Origin of the sequence: Paraburkholderia sp. J76 (assembly GCF_905220295.1) — a bacterium.
In the GTDB taxonomy this organism is placed as follows: Bacteria; Pseudomonadota; Gammaproteobacteria; order Burkholderiales; family Burkholderiaceae; genus Paraburkholderia.
This window is the reverse complement of sequence record NZ_CAJMZJ010000022.1, coordinates 60,847-77,024: the sequence shown is the minus strand read 5'-3', so window position 1 is coordinate 77,024 and position 16,178 is coordinate 60,847. Positions and strand designations below refer to the sequence as shown.

General features: G+C 65.9%; 16 protein-coding genes and 1 pseudogene. 12 read left to right on the top strand and 5 right to left on the bottom strand.

The genetic code is table 11. The features are described 5' to 3' along the window. From U5768_RS30150 to queF, 3 genes and pseudogenes are all read left to right on the top strand, one after another. Positions 1-235, top strand: a pseudogene (locus U5768_RS30150) (threonine ammonia-lyase, biosynthetic); the annotation flags it as partial. A gap of 12 nt (positions 236-247) precedes the next feature. Further along, a complete protein-coding gene (locus U5768_RS30145) occupies positions 248-1,180 on the top strand; it encodes a 5'-nucleotidase (protein WP_322033969.1) in 933 nt (310 codons plus the stop codon). After that, positions 1,177-2,001 (top strand): NADPH-dependent 7-cyano-7-deazaguanine reductase QueF, encoded by an 825-nt coding sequence (queF, locus tag U5768_RS30140; protein WP_322033968.1) that lies wholly within the window; start codon positions 1,177-1,179, stop codon positions 1,999-2,001. The genes U5768_RS30145 and queF overlap by 4 nt, the downstream gene beginning before the upstream one ends. 9 nt (positions 2,002-2,010) lie before the next feature. Here the strand turns inward: queF and mtgA are convergent, their stop codons facing one another. The 5 genes from mtgA to mpl form a co-directional block, all read right to left on the bottom strand. Next, entirely contained in the window at positions 2,011-2,700 is a 690-nt protein-coding gene (mtgA, locus tag U5768_RS30135; protein ID WP_322033973.1) for a monofunctional biosynthetic peptidoglycan transglycosylase, read from the bottom strand. 119 nt (positions 2,701-2,819) lie between these two features. Then, positions 2,820-3,698: a shikimate dehydrogenase gene (gene aroE / locus U5768_RS30130; protein ID WP_322033967.1), complete on the bottom strand. Its 879-nt coding sequence runs from the start codon at positions 3,696-3,698 to the stop codon at positions 2,820-2,822. Then, complete coding sequence (locus U5768_RS30125) at positions 3,695-5,851, bottom strand: ribonuclease catalytic domain-containing protein (RefSeq protein WP_322033966.1); 2,157 nt, start codon at positions 5,849-5,851, stop codon at positions 3,695-3,697. Before U5768_RS30125 ends, aroE begins: the two co-directional genes overlap by 4 nt. A gap of 80 nt (positions 5,852-5,931) precedes the next feature. Further along, positions 5,932-6,507, bottom strand: a complete 576-nt coding sequence (locus U5768_RS30120) for a YqiA/YcfP family alpha/beta fold hydrolase (protein ID WP_322033965.1) — start codon at positions 6,505-6,507, stop codon at positions 5,932-5,934. After that, positions 6,504-7,904 carry a UDP-N-acetylmuramate:L-alanyl-gamma-D-glutamyl-meso-diaminopimelate ligase gene (gene mpl / locus U5768_RS30115; protein WP_322033964.1) on the bottom strand — a complete coding sequence of 467 codons (1,401 nt, stop codon included), beginning with the start codon at positions 7,902-7,904 and terminating at the stop codon, positions 6,504-6,506. The genes U5768_RS30120 and mpl overlap by 4 nt, the downstream gene beginning before the upstream one ends. A 243-nt stretch (positions 7,905-8,147) precedes the next feature. On the opposite strand from mpl, the gene U5768_RS30110 reads away from it, so the two are divergent. The 9 genes from U5768_RS30110 to U5768_RS30070 all read left to right on the top strand — a co-directional run bounded on the left by U5768_RS30110 (position 8,148) and on the right by U5768_RS30070 (position 16,135). Then, on the top strand, positions 8,148-8,792 hold the full coding sequence (locus U5768_RS30110; protein ID WP_322033963.1) for a UDP-N-acetylmuramate--alanine ligase: 645 nt from the start codon (positions 8,148-8,150) through the stop codon (positions 8,790-8,792). An 11-nt stretch (positions 8,793-8,803) separates the two neighbouring features. Further along, positions 8,804-9,370 (top strand): TlpA disulfide reductase family protein, encoded by a 567-nt coding sequence (locus U5768_RS30105; RefSeq protein ID WP_322033962.1) that lies wholly within the window; start codon positions 8,804-8,806, stop codon positions 9,368-9,370. A 194-nt stretch (positions 9,371-9,564) separates the two neighbouring features. Then, positions 9,565-10,017 carry a type II 3-dehydroquinate dehydratase gene (gene aroQ, locus U5768_RS30100; RefSeq protein WP_322033961.1) on the top strand — a complete coding sequence of 151 codons (453 nt, stop codon included), beginning with the start codon at positions 9,565-9,567 and terminating at the stop codon, positions 10,015-10,017. Between the two features lie 97 nt (positions 10,018-10,114). Next, positions 10,115-10,579 carry an acetyl-CoA carboxylase biotin carboxyl carrier protein gene (gene accB, locus U5768_RS30095; protein WP_322033960.1) on the top strand — a complete coding sequence of 155 codons (465 nt, stop codon included), beginning with the start codon at positions 10,115-10,117 and terminating at the stop codon, positions 10,577-10,579. A 147-nt stretch (positions 10,580-10,726) separates the two neighbouring features. After that, positions 10,727-12,094 (top strand): acetyl-CoA carboxylase biotin carboxylase subunit, encoded by a 1,368-nt coding sequence (gene accC / locus U5768_RS30090; protein ID WP_116614794.1) that lies wholly within the window; start codon positions 10,727-10,729, stop codon positions 12,092-12,094. A gap of 3 nt (positions 12,095-12,097) precedes the next feature. Continuing rightward, the gene (gene prmA / locus U5768_RS30085; protein WP_322033959.1) at positions 12,098-12,994 is read left to right on the top strand and encodes a 50S ribosomal protein L11 methyltransferase; all 897 of its coding nucleotides are present in this window, start codon (positions 12,098-12,100) and stop codon (positions 12,992-12,994) included. A gap of 148 nt (positions 12,995-13,142) precedes the next feature. Then, on the top strand, positions 13,143-14,474 hold the full coding sequence (locus tag U5768_RS30080) for a zinc-ribbon and DUF3426 domain-containing protein (protein ID WP_322033958.1): 1,332 nt from the start codon (positions 13,143-13,145) through the stop codon (positions 14,472-14,474). 119 nt (positions 14,475-14,593) lie between these two features. Further along, the gene (gene tpx, locus U5768_RS30075; protein WP_322033957.1) at positions 14,594-15,094 is read left to right on the top strand and encodes a thiol peroxidase; all 501 of its coding nucleotides are present in this window, start codon (positions 14,594-14,596) and stop codon (positions 15,092-15,094) included. A 99-nt stretch (positions 15,095-15,193) separates the two neighbouring features. After that, positions 15,194-16,135: a carbohydrate kinase family protein gene (locus U5768_RS30070; RefSeq protein WP_322033956.1), complete on the top strand. Its 942-nt coding sequence runs from the start codon at positions 15,194-15,196 to the stop codon at positions 16,133-16,135. Positions 16,136-16,178 lie beyond the last annotated feature (43 nt).

Here is a 16,178-nt window from a genome sequence, read left to right as displayed (position 1 = left end):
TTTCGAGTTTCCGGAGCGCCCGGGCGCGCTTATGCGCTTCCTTTCGTCGATGGCGCCGAACTGGAACATCAGCCTCTTTCACTACCGCAACCAGGGCGCGGACTACAGCTCGATTCTGGTGGGCATCCAGGTGCCGGCCGCCGAGGACGCCGAGTTCCGCCGCTTCCTCGCCACGCTCGGTTATCCGCACTGGGAAGAGACGCAGAACCCGGCGTACCGGCTCTTTCTCGCGTAACGGGCGGCCATCGTGTCCGTTTCGCTTTCCGACAAGCTTGTCGTCGCCATCTCGTCGCGTGCGCTCTTCGATTTCGAGGAGGAAAACCGCATATTCGAGGCCGGCGACCTGCAAGCCTACGAGACGCTCCAGCGCGAGCGCCTGAACGTGCCCGCGCGGCCGGGCGTGGCGTTCGCGCTGATGCGCAAGCTGCTCGCGCTCAACTCATATGGAAACAGCCGCGCGCGTCACGTGGAAGTCGTGATCCTCTCGCGCAGCGATCCCATCAGCGGCTTGCGCGCGTTCAGTTCGTGCCGCGAGCACGGGCTCGACATCCAGCGCGGCGTGTTCACGCGCGGGCGCGAGCCCTGGCATTACCTCAAGCCGCTCAATGCGTCGCTGTTTCTCTCAGCGAACCCGGCCGACGTGCGGAGCGCGCTCGACGCAGGTTTCCCCGCCGCGCGCGTCTTTCCGGAATCGGCGACAATGGCGGAACGCAACGCGCACGAAATTCGCATTGCGTTCGACGGCGATGCCGTGCTGTTTTCAGACGAAGCCGAGCAGATTTTCCAGAGCAAAGGCTTGAGCGCCTTCGTGAGCCACGAGCGCGACAACCGCGAACTGCCGCTCGCGCAAGGCCCGCTGCAACCGCTGCTAGCCGCGCTCCACGGGCTGCAAAAGCTCGCCGACGCGAACGCGCAAATGCGCATCCGCACCGCTCTCGTCACCGCGCGCTCGGCGCCGGCGCACGAGCGCGCGATCCGTACGCTGATGGCCTGGAACATCGAGATCGACGAAGCGATGTTCCTTGGCGGACTCGACAAAGGCCCGTTCCTGCGCGAGTTCGAACCCGATTTTTTCTTCGACGACCAGATCCGCCACTGCGAATCCGCGCGCTCGGTCACGGCCACCGGGCACGTGGCAAGCGGCGTGATCAATCTCGCAACCGAAGCCAACGCATCATGACTCCTGACCAATCGCCGCTCGGCAAGGCCTCCACCTACACCGAGCAATACGACGCCTCGCTCCTCTTCCCGATCCCGCGCGCCGGCGCGCGCGAGCAGATCGGCATCGGCGCGCAACTGCCCTTCTTCGGCAGCGACATCTGGAATGCCTACGAGCTTTCGTGGCTCAACGCGCGCGGCAAGCCGCAGATCGCGATCGCCACGTTCTTCATTCCCGCCGACTCGCCGAACATCATCGAATCGAAGTCGTTCAAGCTCTATCTGGGCTCGTTCGCGCAAACGCCGTTCGAATCCGCCGACGTGGTGCGCGACACCATCAGGCGCGACGTGACGGCGGCGTGCGGCGCATCGGTATCGGTGCGGCTCGACCAGCCGGGCGCGTTCGGCAAGATCCCGTTCGAGGAATTCGACGGCCTCTCGCTCGACCGCCTCGATCTCGACACGGAAATCTATCACCCGGAGCCGACGCTGCTCAAAGCCGCTTTCGACGAAGCGCCCGTGGAAGAAACGCTGATCTCGAACCTGCTCAAGTCGAACTGTCCCGTGACGGGCCAGCCCGACTGGGGCAGCGTGCAGATCCACTACGTCGGGCCGCAGATCGATCAGGCAGGCCTCCTGCGCTACATCATCTCGTATCGCAATCACACAGGCTTTCACGAGCAATGTGCCGAGCGCATCTTCATGGACATCCTGCGCGAGTGCAAACCGGACCGGCTCGCCGTCTACGCGCGCTACACGCGGCGCGGCGGCCTCGACATCAATCCGTTTCGCACCAACTTCAACATGCCGATGCCGGATAACGCGCGGCTTGCGCGCCAGTAACCCAATGCGTCAATGCGGCAACTCGGCCGCCCCCATGCGCCGCGCAATCACGGCGGTACGCTGCGCGAGATATGCCGAATTGCGATGCTCGTCGAAGTACTTCGGACGCGGCAGCATCACCGCGAGCCGCGCCGACTGCCAGGGCGTGAGCTTCGCCGCCGTCGTGCGGTAGTAGTAGCGCGCGGCGGCTTGGGCGCCATACACGCCATTGCCCCACTCCACCGAGTTCAGATAGATCTCGAAGATGCGCTCCTTGTCGAGCAGCGTCTGCAGCATCCACGTGATGATGAATTCCTGGCCCTTGCGGATATAACTCTGCTCGCGCGAGAGGAACAGGTTGCGCGCGAGCTGCTGCGTGATGGTCGAGCCGCCGCGCACGATATGGCCGCGCTTCTGGTTCTTTTCCCACGCCTGGAGGATGGCGTCGGTTTCGTAGCCGTTGTTGTTGACGAAGTTCGCGTCCTCTGACGCGATGATCGCGCGCTTGAGGTTGCGCGAAATCTGGTCGTACGGCACCCATTCGTGCTGGATCGAAAGATCGGGACGCCCGGAAGTCAGACGCGCGGCGTCGGTGCGCATGAACGCCGTGGTTTGCGGATCGACGAAATTCCAGAGCGCGATTTGCGCGAAATAGAAAAGCTGCGTGGCGATCCACGCAATCGCGAACGCGCAGACGATCCAGACGAGCCAGCGCCGCATTCCCGGACGTTTTCCGGACTGCGCGCGCCGCCCGCTGCCGCTCGCGGGCGCCGTAGCCTGCGCACCGATGGCTTGCCTGCGCATGGCGTCGTCTCCTTTGGCCGCGAAGCGCCTGGCGCTTAAGCCGCCTGCGCGGCGAGTTGCGCGCGCAATGCCGCCAGCACCGGCGCGCCATCGGGGCGCACGCCGCGCCACACGAAGAACGACTCGGCGGCCTGTTCGACCAGCATGCCGAGGCCGTCCGCCGCGCGCGCGCCGAGTGTCTGCGCATGGCGCATGAACACCGTGGGCTGCGCGCCGTACATCATGTCGTAAGCGAGCGTGCCCGTGCCGAACGCGCGGTCGTCGCATTCGGGCAACGCCGCGTCGAGGCTGCCCGCCGTCGCGTTCACGATCACGTCGTAGGGTTTGGGATTGACCGGGTCGCGAAAAACAGCTTCTGCACCGCCGCCGTTGAGCAGACAGCCGAACTCGCCCGCCGCGCTCGCGAATTGCTCGATGAGCGCGTGCGCCTTGGGCGCCGTGCGGTTCACGATGGTGATCTCGCGCGGTCGGCGATCGAGCATCGGCAGCACGACGCCGCGCGCCGCGCCGCCCGCGCCGAGCAGCAGCACGCGCGCGCCTTCGAGCGAAACGCCAAGGTTCACCTCGATGTCGCGCACGAGACCGAAGCCGTCGGTGTTGTCGCCGAAGATGCCGTCTGCGTCGAAGCGCAGCGTGTTCACCGCGCCCGCCGCCGCCGCACGCGGCGAAAGCTTGTGCGCAAGCGCGTGGGCTTCCAGCTTGAACGGCACGGTCACGTTCAGTCCGCGGCCGCCCGCCGCGCGAAATGCCTGTACGTGCTCGACGAAACCGTCGAGCGGCGCAAGCAGGCGGTCATATTCGACGCGCTCGCCCGTTTGCAGCGCGAACTGTGCGTGGATGTACGGCGACTTGCTGTGCGCCACCGGATTGCCGACTACGGCGTAACGGTCCGCCTGTGATTCGCTGACGCTCATCCGCGCGGCTCCGTGGCGTGCTGCTCGCTCGATTGCTCTTCTGCGGCGGGCGCATCGCCTTCGCCTGCCGCCTCGCCTTCTGCCTCACCCGCTTCCGCGACGGCTTCCGCTTCGCTTTGCGCCGATTCGTCGGCGGCTTCGATCAGCTCTTCGTCTTCGCCCGCATCCTCTTCGGCCTGCTCGCCGCTCGTCACGACGGGCGCGTCGAGCACGCGCAGCATGCGCACCGAAGCCTCGATGGTCAGCTCGTCGATCGAGAGCACTTCCATCATCAGGCGCGTGCCGCGCGCATGCACGCCGAGCGCGGGCACGTGCATGAGCAGCGGCACTTCCTCGAAGCGCACCAGGTCGTCCTTCACCACGCTCGCCGGGAATTCGCGGCGCGGCTCGCGGCCACCTTCGCGGCCCGACCCGGCATCCCCCTCGCCGCGCATTTCCTGCTGCAGCCAGCGCAGGCACCAGAAGTACTCCATGCGGCGCTGATGGTCGGCGTAAGCGGAGTAGGTCTCGTCGAAGCCCTGCACGACCGCGAACAGATCGGCGTCCTTGGGCTTGAACGGCGCGACGAGCTTCGCGGCCACGCCGTGCTCCACACACGCAAGCAACTGCCACTGGTTCACGAGGTCGACATAGCGGCGCAGCGGCGACGTGCTCCACGCGTACTGCGAGACGCCCAGACCTTCGTGCGGCGCGGCGTTGGTCTGCATGCGCGTGCGCTTGGGACCGCTCGGCGCGCCGAACGCGCGCTGCGAACGATAGATGCCTGGCACGCCATGATCGTGCAGGAACGCGCCCCACGTGGAGTTCGCGAGAATCGCCAGTTCCGCGACGATCAGGTCCAACGGCGAACCCCGGCGGCGCGGCGAGATGGTCACATGCTCGCCTTCCACGTAGAAGTTGAAGTCGGTGTTGCGCTGGACTTCGCGACGCAGCCCGTAACCCGCGCGCGCCTGCTGACGCTTCTCGAACAGCGCCTGCGCGAACGGCCACAGCACGGCGATGTCGTCCTTGTGCGGATACTCGCCCGTACCCGCCGCGAGCGTCTCTTCGGTGACGACTTCGTCGAGCGTGTTGTGACGCAGGTTGTTCTTCACGAACACGCGCTCGGCGCGCGTTTCGGTCGCGACGATCTCCTGCGTCTCGCGGTTCACGATGCAGTACAGCGACAGCGCCGGACGCAGGCCGCCTTCCTTGAGCGTGAACGCGTCGACGAAATCGTCGGGCAGCATCGTGATCTTGTCGCCAGGCATGTACACCGTCGAAAGACGCGTGCGCGCGATCGTATCGGCCGTATCGCCGCGCTGAATGCCCAGCGCCGGCGCCGCGATGTGAATGCCGATGCGCACGCGGCCGTCGGCCAGATGCTCGATGGAAAACGCGTCGTCGATTTCGGTCGTCGTGACGTCGTCGATCGAGAACGCCTGCACATGCTCGGCGGCGTCGGGCAGATCCTCGGGCAGCGTGCCCACTTCGACGGGCGGAAAGCCCGTGCCGTGCGGGAAGAACTCCGCGAGGAAGCGCGCTTCGTGCAGCGCGCGCGGCGAAGCAATGCCGCCGTTTTCGAGCATGAGGCGCGGCATCGAAATGCCGCGCGCGGCGGCCGCCGCTTCGAGCGCCTTATATTCGATGGAATTCTTGTCGGGCTTCGTGAGCAGGCCAAGCGCCTTGCCCTTGAACGCTTCGGGGAGCTTGCCCGCCTTCAGTTCGTCTTCGTAGCCGGCCTGAACCAGCGCCTGCTGACGCTTGCGCTCGAGCGAGGCGAGCGCCATCTTGAGCTGCTCTTCGGGCGCGCGCTGATATTGTCCGCGCCCCTTGCGGCGAAAGTACACGGGCGAGCCATGCAGGCGCAGCACGAGCGCGGCGCGCTCGACGGGACCGTAGGTTTCGCCGAAGTACTCGCTCGCGAGCGCCGTATAGGCAAATTCCTCGGCGGGCGCGCATTCCCACAGGAAGTCGAGATCGATCTCCTGGGCGGCGGCGTCCGCCTGTTCCAGCAGTTCGCTCGCAGCCGGCTTATCGAACTCGATCAGCACGTCTTTCGCGCGCACCTTGGCGCGCCGGCCGCCCGGCAGCTCGACCTGAAACGCGTCGCCCTGACGCGACAGCACGCTGCCGGCCTTGAAACTGCCCGATTCCTCAAAGAAAACGTTCACTCAATACTCTCGTTCAGACTGGCTTCCACCGCCGGCGCGGCGCGCGGGCGGTGCTGTATACATATAGGCGTTCGCACGCATCAGGCGGCGTCGCAGAAACGGATCACTTCGTCGACGTAATCCGCGAACTCGCTGATGCCATGATCGCTGCCTTCGATCAGGTGTGTGGGCACACCCGGATAGTGCGCGAGCATCTCGCGGTAATCGAGCACTTCGTCGCCGGTCGCGGCCAACAGATAGTAGCGCGCGGGCTGCGTCACGGTCGTAACGGCCAGCGCGCGCAGTTCATCCAGATGGTGCGGCTCGACGACGATGCTGCCGCCGCCGTGCCACAGGGGCTGCTCGCCGAGATACTTCGACAGGTCGCGCTCGGGCACCACGGCGGGGTTCAGCAGCGCGGCGCGCCAGCCGTGCTTTTGCGCGAGATGCGTGGCGAAGTAACCGCCAAGCGAACTGCCGATGAGCGTGACGCGCTCGCCTTCTTTCAGCTTCCCGGCGATCTCGCGCTCGGTGAGTTCGATCGCTTCTTTCGGCGAAACCGGCAGCGTCGGGCACAGCCATTCGCCGCCGCGCCCGAGTTCGTCCAGGCGCGCCGCCAGCAGGCGCGCCTTGAACGACTGCGGCGACGAACGAAAGCCGTGCAGATAGACGATCACGCCGTGCTCCTTGCCGGGCGCGCCGAAAGCGCATCGAGCAGCTTTTGATGCACGCCGCCAAAGCCGCCGTTGCTCATCACGAGCACCTGGTCGCCGGGGCGCGCGGCGGCGGCAACCGCCTTCACGAGCGCTTCGAGATCGTTGAACGCGCGGGCCTTCTCGCCGAGCGGCGCGAGGGCGCCGGGGAGATCCCAGCCGAGCGCGTCCTTGCCGCTCGGTGCGCCGTAGCCGAACACGAGGTCGGCGTCGGCGAGGCTGGCGGGCAACTGCGCCTTCATCACGCCGAGCTTCATTGTGTTCGAGCGCGGCTCCAGCACGGCGAGAATGCGCGTGTTTTGGTGGCCTACGCGCGTACGCAGGCCGGCGATCGTCGTTTCGATGGCCGTGGGATGGTGCGCGAAGTCGTCGTAGACGGTCACGCCGTCCACGCTGCCACGCACTTCCATGCGGCGCTTCACGTTGCGGAATGTGGCAAGCGAAGCCGCCGCCTGCGCGGGCGGCACGCCGACGCTGCGCGCGGCCGCGATGGCCGCGAGCGCGTTCAGGCGGTTGTGTTCGCCCTGGATCTGCCAGTCCACCACGCCCACGCGCTCGCTGTTGTGATACACGGCGAAGCGCTCGTCCACGGCCACGCCGTCTTCGGCAGGCAGCGCCTGCCAGCCGCCGTCCACGCCGAAGCGCTCCACGTCGCTCCACACGCCGCGCGTGAGCACGCGTTCGAGCGCGTCCGAGCGGCCGTTCGTGACGACACGGCCCACGCCCGGAATCGTGCGCACGAGGTGGTGAAACTGCGTTTCGATCGCGGCGAGATCGGGGAAGATGTCGGCGTGATCGAATTCGAGATTGTTGAGCAGCGCCGTGCGCGGACGGTAATGGACGAACTTCGAGCGTTTGTCGAAGAACGCCGTGTCGTACTCGTCGGCTTCGATCACGAAGAAACTCGAATCGGTCAGGCGCGCCGACACGCCGAAGTTCAGCGGTACGCCGCCGATCAGGAAACCGGGATTGAGCCCCGCGTCTTCGAGCAGCCACGTGAGCATCGAGCTTGTGGTGGTCTTGCCGTGCGTGCCCGCCACGGCGAGCACCCACTTGTCGCGCAGCACGTGCTCGCCGAGCCACTGCGGCCCCGACGTATACGGCAAACCGCGATTGAGAATCTCCTCCATCAGCGGGTTGCCGCGCGTGACCACGTTGCCGATCACGTAGAGATCGGGATTGAGTTCGGTCTGGCTTGCGTCGTAACCCTCGATGAGGCGAATGCCCTGCGCTTCGAGCTGAGTGCTCATCGGCGGGTACACGCCGGCGTCGCAGCCGGTCACCGTGTGGCCCGCGCTGCGCGCGAGCACCGCGAGTCCGCCCATGAACGTGCCGCAGATGCCGAGGATATGGATGTGCATAAGCCTGTCGCGCCGCGCGGGCGTCGTGAACGCGTTGATCGGTTGATCAGGTTGAAGGATGGAGAAGCTGAAACGCCGGCAGTCCTGCGCCGCCGCAGCGAAGACGGGTATTGTACCCGAGGCCCCGAGCCGTATTGGCTCGACCTCGGCCGCCGCGCCGACGGAAAACCCCTGGCGATCCGGGCGCCGGATGCGGTGCGGTGGTGCGGCGGAGCCCACGGCGATCTCTAGTATCATTAAAGGATGGTTCGCAGATCACATTTCGATCCCCAGCGCGTGCGCGAGGAAATCGCCCTCGCGGCAGCAAGGATGATCGCCGAGGATGGCCTCGACTACGCCACCGCCAAACGCAAGGCAGCCCGGCAGGTGGCTGGGGAAACGCGTATCGAAGGCACGTGGCTGCCCGATAACGATCAGATCGAGGAAGAGATCCGCGAATATCAGGCCCTCTTTCAGAGCGACAGCCAACCCGCGGTGCTGCGCCGCCTGCGCGAAATCGCGCTCGAATGGATGCAGCGGCTGGAAGCGTTCAATCCGTTCCTGACCGGCGCGGTGCTCAACGGCACGGCAGGCGAGCACTCCGACATCCATCTGCAGATTTTTTGTGACAACGCGAAGGATGTCGCGATCTGGCTTCTGAATGCGAACGTGCAGTACGACGTATCGGAAACCCGGCATTTCGCGGCGCGCGGCTTCGTGGAAACGCTCAGCTTCATGTGGCGTCCCTCGCGCTCCGAGGAGCCGGTTGGCATCCACGTTGCGCTCTACAATACGGACGACTTGCGCGGCGCCGTGCGCGCCGACGCGCGGGGCAGACTCCCGCGCGCCAGTGCGCAGGCCCTTCAGGCGCTGATCGACGAGAGCGGCGCCACTTCTTCCACAACCTGAAAACGGCAGCGATGAAAACGAAGCGGATTCTGGCCGGCGCGGCAGTGGCGGCGATCGCCGCGGGCGGCGGCATTCTGGCGGGGCATTGGGCCACGAGCGGCAGCGCCGGCGTGGCCGACGCAGCCTCGGTAAGCGCGCCCTCGGCGAGCGGCAAGCAGGACGCGGTCGGCCAGCTCTGGTCGGCGGCGGTCACGAACCCGGACGGCAAGCCGCAATCGCTCGCCATCTACAAGGGCCGGCCGATCGTAGTCAACTTCTGGGCCTCGTGGTGCGGCCCCTGCGTCGAGGAAATGCCGGAGCTTTCCGCGCTCCAGCGCGAGTACGCGAAGAAAGGCATTCAGTTCGTCGGCCTGGGCGTGGATTCGGCGGCGAACATCAAGACATTCCTCAAGAAGGTGCCTGTCGATTACCCGATCTACATCGCGGGCTTCGGCGGCGCGGACGTCGCGCGCGCGTTCGGCAACAATGCGGGCGGCTTACCTTACACCGTCGTAATCGACGCGAACGGCGCCGTTCGTGCGACAAAATTAGGGCAAATCAAGCCCGACGAGCTTCGGCGCACGCTCGACGCGCTTTGACGCAGCAGAACGTCTGACAAGATCTTAGGCGCCCAATCGCAGGATTTGCCGTGAAAATCCCGTCATTTGACTGAAGATGAACTCAGAGCGGCGTTGCGCGGCGCTGTCGGGGCCATATCCCCGTATCGGAAAACTAGACAAATTTCTCTAATCGGCGCTAAAGTTCGCGCAATTCCACGGAAAAAGAAGCGACCATGACGCGACTGCTGGTTCTGCACGGCCCCAACCTCAATCTTCTCGGCACCCGGGAACCGGAGGTCTATGGGCGCGTGACGCTGCCGCAGATCGATCAGGCGCTTTCGGACCGCGCGGCGGACGCCGGCGTCGAACTCGCGACCTTCCAGAGCAACCACGAAGGCGCGCTGGTCGACCGCATCCAGTCGGCCCGCACCGAGCAAACCGACTTCATCCTGATCAACCCGGCCGCGTACACGCATACGAGCGTCGCGATCCGGGATGCGCTGGCGGGCGTCGGCATTCCGTTCGTCGAGATTCACCTCTCGAACGTGCATCGCCGCGAGTCCTTCCGGCACCACTCGTATTTTTCCGACCAGGCCGAAGGTGTGATTTGCGGCCTCGGCTGGAAGGGTTATCTCTACGCGCTCGAATTCGCGCTCGACCGGCTCGCTGCCCGGTCGGCGGCCTGATTCCCGCGCGCGATGACCGTCAATACCTGAACAACAACCCGTGTCGGGACGCGCGCGCCCCGGCACTTCACGTATTCAAAGCAAAAGGGGCTGCACCATGGATCTACGTAAGCTGAAGACTCTGATCGACCTCGTCTCCGAATCGGGCATCTCGGAGCTCGAAGTGACCGAGGGTGAAGGCAAGGTGCGCATCGTCAAGAACGCGCCGCCCGTTTACGTGCAGCCTGGTCCCGCGCAATACGCGGCGCCGGCCATGGGTGCGCCGCTCGCCGCGCCCGCCCATGTCGGCGAAGCCGCCGCGGCGCCCGCAGCGCCCGCCGTGCCGCAAGGCCACGTCGTGACCTCGCCGATGGTGGGCACGTTCTACCGCGCGCCGTCGCCGGGCGCCGACCCGTTCGTGCAAGTGGGCGACACGGTCAAGGAAGGCCAGACGCTTTGCATCATCGAAGCGATGAAGCTGCTCAACGAGATCGAGTCGGACACGGCCGGCGTGGTCAAGGAAATCCTCGTCGAGAACGGCCAGGCAGTCGAATACGGCCAGCCGCTCTACGTGATCGCCTAAGCTTTTCTGCGCGCGGCAGCAGCCATCTTTTGGGGCCGCGCCGCGTTTGTCGCGTTTGTCGCCCCATCCCGGCGACGCGCGCGACCGATCCTCTGAGGCGTGCGCATATACGACTTGCGACGCCCTTTGATGAGTCGAATACCCACCATGTTTGAAAAAATCCTCATTGCCAATCGTGGCGAAATCGCGCTTCGCATCCAGCGCGCGTGCCGCGAACTCGGCGTCAAGACGGTCGTCGTCTATTCGGAAGCCGACAAGGAAGCCAAGTACGTGAAGCTCGCCGACGAGGCGGTCTGCATCGGCCCGGCGCCTTCGAACCTGAGCTATCTGAACATGCCGGCGCTCATCAGCGCGGCCGAAGTCACCGACGCGGAAGCGATCCACCCCGGCTACGGCTTCCTCTCCGAGAACGCCGACTTCGCCGAGCGCGTGGAGCAATCGGGCTTCACGTTCATCGGCCCGCGCCCGGAAACGATCCGCATGATGGGCGACAAGGTCACGGCCAAGCAGACGATGATCAAGACCGGCGTGCCCTGCGTGCCGGGCTCGGAAGGCGCGCTGCCGGACGATCCGAAAGAAATCGTGAAGATCGCGCGCGCGATCGGCTACCCCGTCATCATCAAGGCTTCGGGCGGCGGCGGCGGTCGCGGCATGCGCGTCGTGCATACGGAAGCGGCGCTCGTGAACGCGGTCAACATGACCAAGGAAGAAGCGGGCCGCGCGTTCGGCAACCCGCAGGTCTACATGGAGAAGTACCTCGAGAATCCGCGTCACATCGAGATTCAGGTGCTCTCCGACTCGTTCAAGAACGCCGTGTGGCTCGGTGAGCGCGACTGCTCGATGCAGCGCCGCCACCAGAAGGTGATCGAGGAAGCGCCGGCGCCGGGCATCGCGCGCCGCCTGCTCGACCGCATCGGCGACCGCTGCGCCGACGCCTGCAAGAAGATGGGCTACCTCGGCGCGGGCACGTTCGAATTCCTCTACGAAAACGGCGAGTTCTACTTCATCGAGATGAACACGCGCGTGCAGGTCGAGCACCCGGTCACCGAGCTGATCACGGGCATCGACATCGTGCAGGAACAGATCCGCATCGCCGCGGGCGAGAAGCTGTCGTTCCGCCAGCGCGACATCCAGTTGAAGGGTCACGCGATCGAGTGCCGTATCAACGCGGAAGATCCGTTCAAGTTCACGCCGTCGCCGGGTCGCCTGACCTCGTGGCACATGCCGGGCGGTCCCGGGGTGCGCGTGGATTCGCATGCCTACAATGGCTATTTCGTGCCGCCGAACTATGATTCGATGATCGGCAAGCTGATCACCTACGGCGCCACGCGCGAGCAGGCCATTCAGCGCATGCGCATCGCGCTCTCGGAAATGGTGGTCGAAGGCATCTCGACCAACATCCCGCTGCACCGCGAGCTGATGCTCGACGCCAAGTTCGTCGAAGGCGGCACGAGCATTCACTACCTCGAAAGCCGTCTGGCGGAACGTCAGGCTGTGAAGAAGGACGAAGCGTAATTCATGAGCTACCGGGAACTGATCGTCGAGCTTGAGCGGGACCGCGCCGAAGAACTCTCCGACGCGCTGATCGAGCTTGGCGCCCTCTCGGTGTCGGTGGAAGACGCCGACGCCGATACGCCCGACGAGCAACCGCTCTTCGGCGAACCGGGCCTCACGCCCGAGCGCACCGCGTGGCAGCATTCGCGCGTGATCGCGCTGATCGGCGCCGATCAGGATCCCGCGCTGCTGCTCGCGGCCGCTTCGAACGAACTGGCGCTCGCCGAAACGCCGAAGTTCTCGCTGCGCGAAGTCGAGGAGCAGGACTGGGTGCGTCTCACGCAATCGCAGTTCGACCCGATCCCCATCGGCGAGCGCATCTGGGTCGTGCCGTCGTGGCACGACGCACCCGATCCCAGCGCGCTCGTGCTCGAACTCGATCCCGGCCTCGCGTTCGGCACGGGCAGCCATCCCACCACGCGTTTGTGCATGGAATGGCTCGAACAGCACGTGCAGCCCGGCAATTCGCTGCTCGACTACGGCTGCGGCTCGGGCATCCTCGCGATCCTCGCGAAGAAGTGCGGCGCGCATCCGGTGATCGGCATCGACATCGATCCGCAGGCGGTCGAATCCGCGCGTCACAACAGCGAGCGCAATCGCGCCGAAGTCACCTACGGCCTGCCCGACGACTGCCCGCCGGGCGAGTTCGACATCGTCGTCGCCAACATTCTGTCGAATCCGCTCAAGCTGATGGCCTCGATGCTCTCGTCGCGCGTCAAGCCGGGCGGACGCCTCGCGCTGTCGGGCATCCTCGCGCGCCAGGCCGATGAAGTCGCGCAGGTGTACGCGCAGTGGATCGACATCTCGGTGTGGCGCGAACACGAGGGATGGGTCTGCCTCGCGGGCACGCGGCGCGTGTAATCCCCCGCATAATCCCTTTTCGTTCCGATCGGGCTCGCGCGAGCCTGATCGCGCCCCAGGCGGCGAGACCGGAGTCGTAGACTGCGGTGGATTGCCAGTAGAATGCGGGTATCACCAACCCTCCGGTCTACCCAGATCCTCGGCCCACATGCTTCTGGCAACGCGCTGCCCCTTCTGTGAAACCGTATTCCGCGTCCAGCCCACGCAGCTCGCCGTGCGGCGCGGCCTCGTGCGTTGCGGACATTGTCAGGAAGCGTTCGACGCGTCGGGCAGTTTGTACGAGATGCCCGAAGGCGGCGACTTCACGCGCGCCGTGCCCGTTGCTGCCGAGATCGCGGCGAGCCTGACCTCGGCCCCGCCGGGGCCTGCTTCGCACTTTGCTGCGCCATCGACTTCGCAGCCCGATGTTCAGCAGCCCGGCCTGGCGGCACAACCCGCGGCCGCGGCGCCGTCGCAAGAGCCGCCTCCGCAACTGAGCGCCACACCCGATTTCGCGAATCGCGGGTGGGACCCGTGGGCGCCGCCCGCGGACAGCCAGCTCGATCCGCGCCTGAAATACAACGCCGACAAACTACCGGGGGCGAGCATCGCTCCTGGCGCCACGCCCGGTGTCACGCGTGGAGTCGAGTCCCGCATCATCTTCGACGATGAACCGACGCTTGCGCGCGCGCCGCAAGAGGCACCGCCCGCGCCGGCAGAAGCACCATCAACACCCGCAGCGACGCCGGCACCGCCGCCCGAGGCCGCCGAGCCGTTCCCGCCCGCCGCGCGCTGGACGCGCAGCGAGCCGAACCTTGGTACGAGCGGCCCCACCGAGCCGACCTTTTCGGCCAACGAAGCATCGGCGGCGGCTCACATGAACGACCCGGAACCCGCGCTCGGCCCTCGCACGCGCGAAGCCGCGCCCGAACCCGCGTTCAGCGCGCTCTCGCCCAACGACGGCACGTCGCCGTTCGCCGTCACCCGCGAAGCGCCCGCTCGCCCGCGCGGCTCGCGCGGCCTCCTCTGGCGCATTCTCGGCACGCTCATCGCCATCCTGCTGTTCGCGCTGCTCCTCGTGCAGCTTGCATGGTGGCAGCGCGAAACGGTCATGGTCTATTGGCCCGACTCGCAGCCGCTCTATCAGCAGGCGTGCGAGCAACTCGGCTGCCGCGTGCTGCCGCCGCGCGACATCGACGGCCTGCTGGTCGAGCCGTCCGATCTTCGCCAGGTCGACAATGAGCCGCATCACCTCGAACTGAAAGTGCCGCTGCGCAACCGCTTCAACGTGGCGCTCGCGTACCCGGCCATCGAGCTTTCGCTGCTCGACCGGCAGAACAACATCGTCGTGCGGCGCGTGCTGTGGCCGCAGGACTACGTCACGCCCGGCACGTCGATCGAAGCCGGTCTGCCCGCCCGCACCACGCAGACGATGATCGTGCGGCTCGACACGGGCGACGTGGTGGCGTCGAACTTCCGCATCGAAATTTTCTACCCCTGATTTTTCGTCTGTGCGCGGGCGCACCGGCGTGCCCCGCGTGTTTCCCGGCGTCCCGCCGCTTTCACCATCGCAGCGGGCGCGCCGTTCACCACAACATGCATTCCCGGAGAGAGCACATCATGAGTCAAGTCACGCTAGGCGGTAACCCGATCGACGTCGCCGGAACCTTCCCGAGCGTCGGGCAGAAGGCCCCCGCGTTTTCGCTCGTCGGCAAGGATCTGAAGCCTGTCTCGCTCGCCGATTTCGCCGGCAAGCGCAAGGTGCTGAACATCGTGCCGAGCCTCGACACGCCCACCTGCGCCACCTCCACGCGCAAGTTCAACGAAGCTGCCGCCGGCCTGAACAACACGGCGGTCGTCGTGATCTCGGGCGACCTGCCGTTCGCCGCCGCGCGCTTCTGCACGACCGAAGGCATCGCCAACGTGGTCACCGCCTCCACCTTCCGCGGCCATGACTTCGCGCAGGCCTACGGCGTGGACGTCACGAGCGGCCCGCTCACCGGCCTGACCGCGCGCGCCGTCGTCGTGCTCGACGAAAACGACAACGTCCTGCACGCCGAGCGCGTGGGCGAAATCAAGAACGAACCGAACTACGACGCCGCACTCGCCGCGCTGAAGTAATCCGGCGGCGGCGCACACGCACAGAGCCTGTTTGCTGATGCCAATGCGCAGGCCGGTGCGCCGCCCATTCCCCTACCACGCCCTACAGGAATTCCCGCCTTGGCTACGCTGATCTGCGGCTCGCTCGCCTACGACAACATCATGACCTTCGAAGGTCGCTTTCGGGAGCACATTCTGCCCGAGCAGGTGCACATCCTGAACGTGAGCTTTCTCGTGCCGACGATGCGCCGCGAGTTCGGCGGCTGTGCCGGCAACATCGCGTATTCGCTGCATCTGCTCGGCGGCGACGCGCGCATCATGGCGACGCTCGGCGGCGCCGACGCGCGCCCCTACCTCGAACGCCTCGACACGCTAGGCCTCTCGAAGGCGCACGTGCGCGTGCTGGACGATACGTGGTCCGCACAGGCGATGATCACGACGGACCTCGAGAACAACCAGATCACCGCGTTCCATCCGGGCGCGATGATGCAATCGCATCTGAACCGCGCCGACGAAGCGCCCGGCATCAAGCTCGGCATCGTCGCACCGGACGGCTTCGACGGCATGGTTCAGCACGTCGAACAGTTCGCGAAGGCTGGTGTGCCGTTTATCTTTGATCCAGGTCAAGGGCTACCGCTTTTCGACGGTGCGTCTCTGCGCCGCGCCATTGAACTTGCGACCTACGTTGCGGTCAACGACTACGAAGCCAACCTTGTCAGCCATCGCACCGGCTGGTCGTTCGACGAAATCGCCAGCCATGTCGACGCGCTGATCATCACGCGCGGCGAGCAAGGCTCGCAGATCTACCACGGCGGCAAGATCGACGAGATTCCTCCGGTCAAGGCTGCTCAGGTGCTCGACCCGACCGGCTGCGGCGACGCTTTCCGCGGCGGCCTGCTTTACGGCATCGAGAACGGCTTCGACTGGGCCACCACGGGGCGTCTCGCGAGCCTGATGGGCGCGCTCAAGATCGAGCATCTCGGTCCGCAGAACTATGCGCCTACGCGGGCGCAGATCAACGAACGGTTCAAGGAGGCATTCGGCTACGAACTGCCGAACTGAACGCGGGCGCCGCACACGAACGGCGCCCATTGGAGCTACGGGA

What these genes read in the sequence shown, in the direction of transcription:
- queF (WP_322033968.1), top strand. Translation starts at nt 1,177, where the DNA reads ATGACTCCTGACCAATCGCCGCTCGGCAAGGCCTCCACCTACACCGAG.
- mtgA (WP_322033973.1), bottom strand. Translation starts at nt 2,700, where the DNA reads ATGCGGCGCTGGCTCGTCTGGATCGTCTGCGCGTTCGCGATTGCGTGG.
- aroE (WP_322033967.1), bottom strand. Translation starts at nt 3,698, where the DNA reads ATGAGCGTCAGCGAATCACAGGCGGACCGTTACGCCGTAGTCGGCAAT.
- mpl (WP_322033964.1), bottom strand. Translation starts at nt 7,904, where the DNA reads ATGCACATCCATATCCTCGGCATCTGCGGCACGTTCATGGGCGGACTC.
- U5768_RS30110 (WP_322033963.1), top strand. Translation starts at nt 8,148, where the DNA reads ATGGTTCGCAGATCACATTTCGATCCCCAGCGCGTGCGCGAGGAAATC.
- U5768_RS30105 (WP_322033962.1), top strand. Translation starts at nt 8,804, where the DNA reads ATGAAAACGAAGCGGATTCTGGCCGGCGCGGCAGTGGCGGCGATCGCC.
- aroQ (WP_322033961.1), top strand. Translation starts at nt 9,565, where the DNA reads ATGACGCGACTGCTGGTTCTGCACGGCCCCAACCTCAATCTTCTCGGC.
- accB (WP_322033960.1), top strand. Translation starts at nt 10,115, where the DNA reads ATGGATCTACGTAAGCTGAAGACTCTGATCGACCTCGTCTCCGAATCG.
- accC (WP_116614794.1), top strand. Translation starts at nt 10,727, where the DNA reads ATGTTTGAAAAAATCCTCATTGCCAATCGTGGCGAAATCGCGCTTCGC.
- prmA (WP_322033959.1), top strand. Translation starts at nt 12,098, where the DNA reads ATGAGCTACCGGGAACTGATCGTCGAGCTTGAGCGGGACCGCGCCGAA.
- U5768_RS30080 (WP_322033958.1), top strand. Translation starts at nt 13,143, where the DNA reads ATGCTTCTGGCAACGCGCTGCCCCTTCTGTGAAACCGTATTCCGCGTC.
- tpx (WP_322033957.1), top strand. Translation starts at nt 14,594, where the DNA reads ATGAGTCAAGTCACGCTAGGCGGTAACCCGATCGACGTCGCCGGAACC.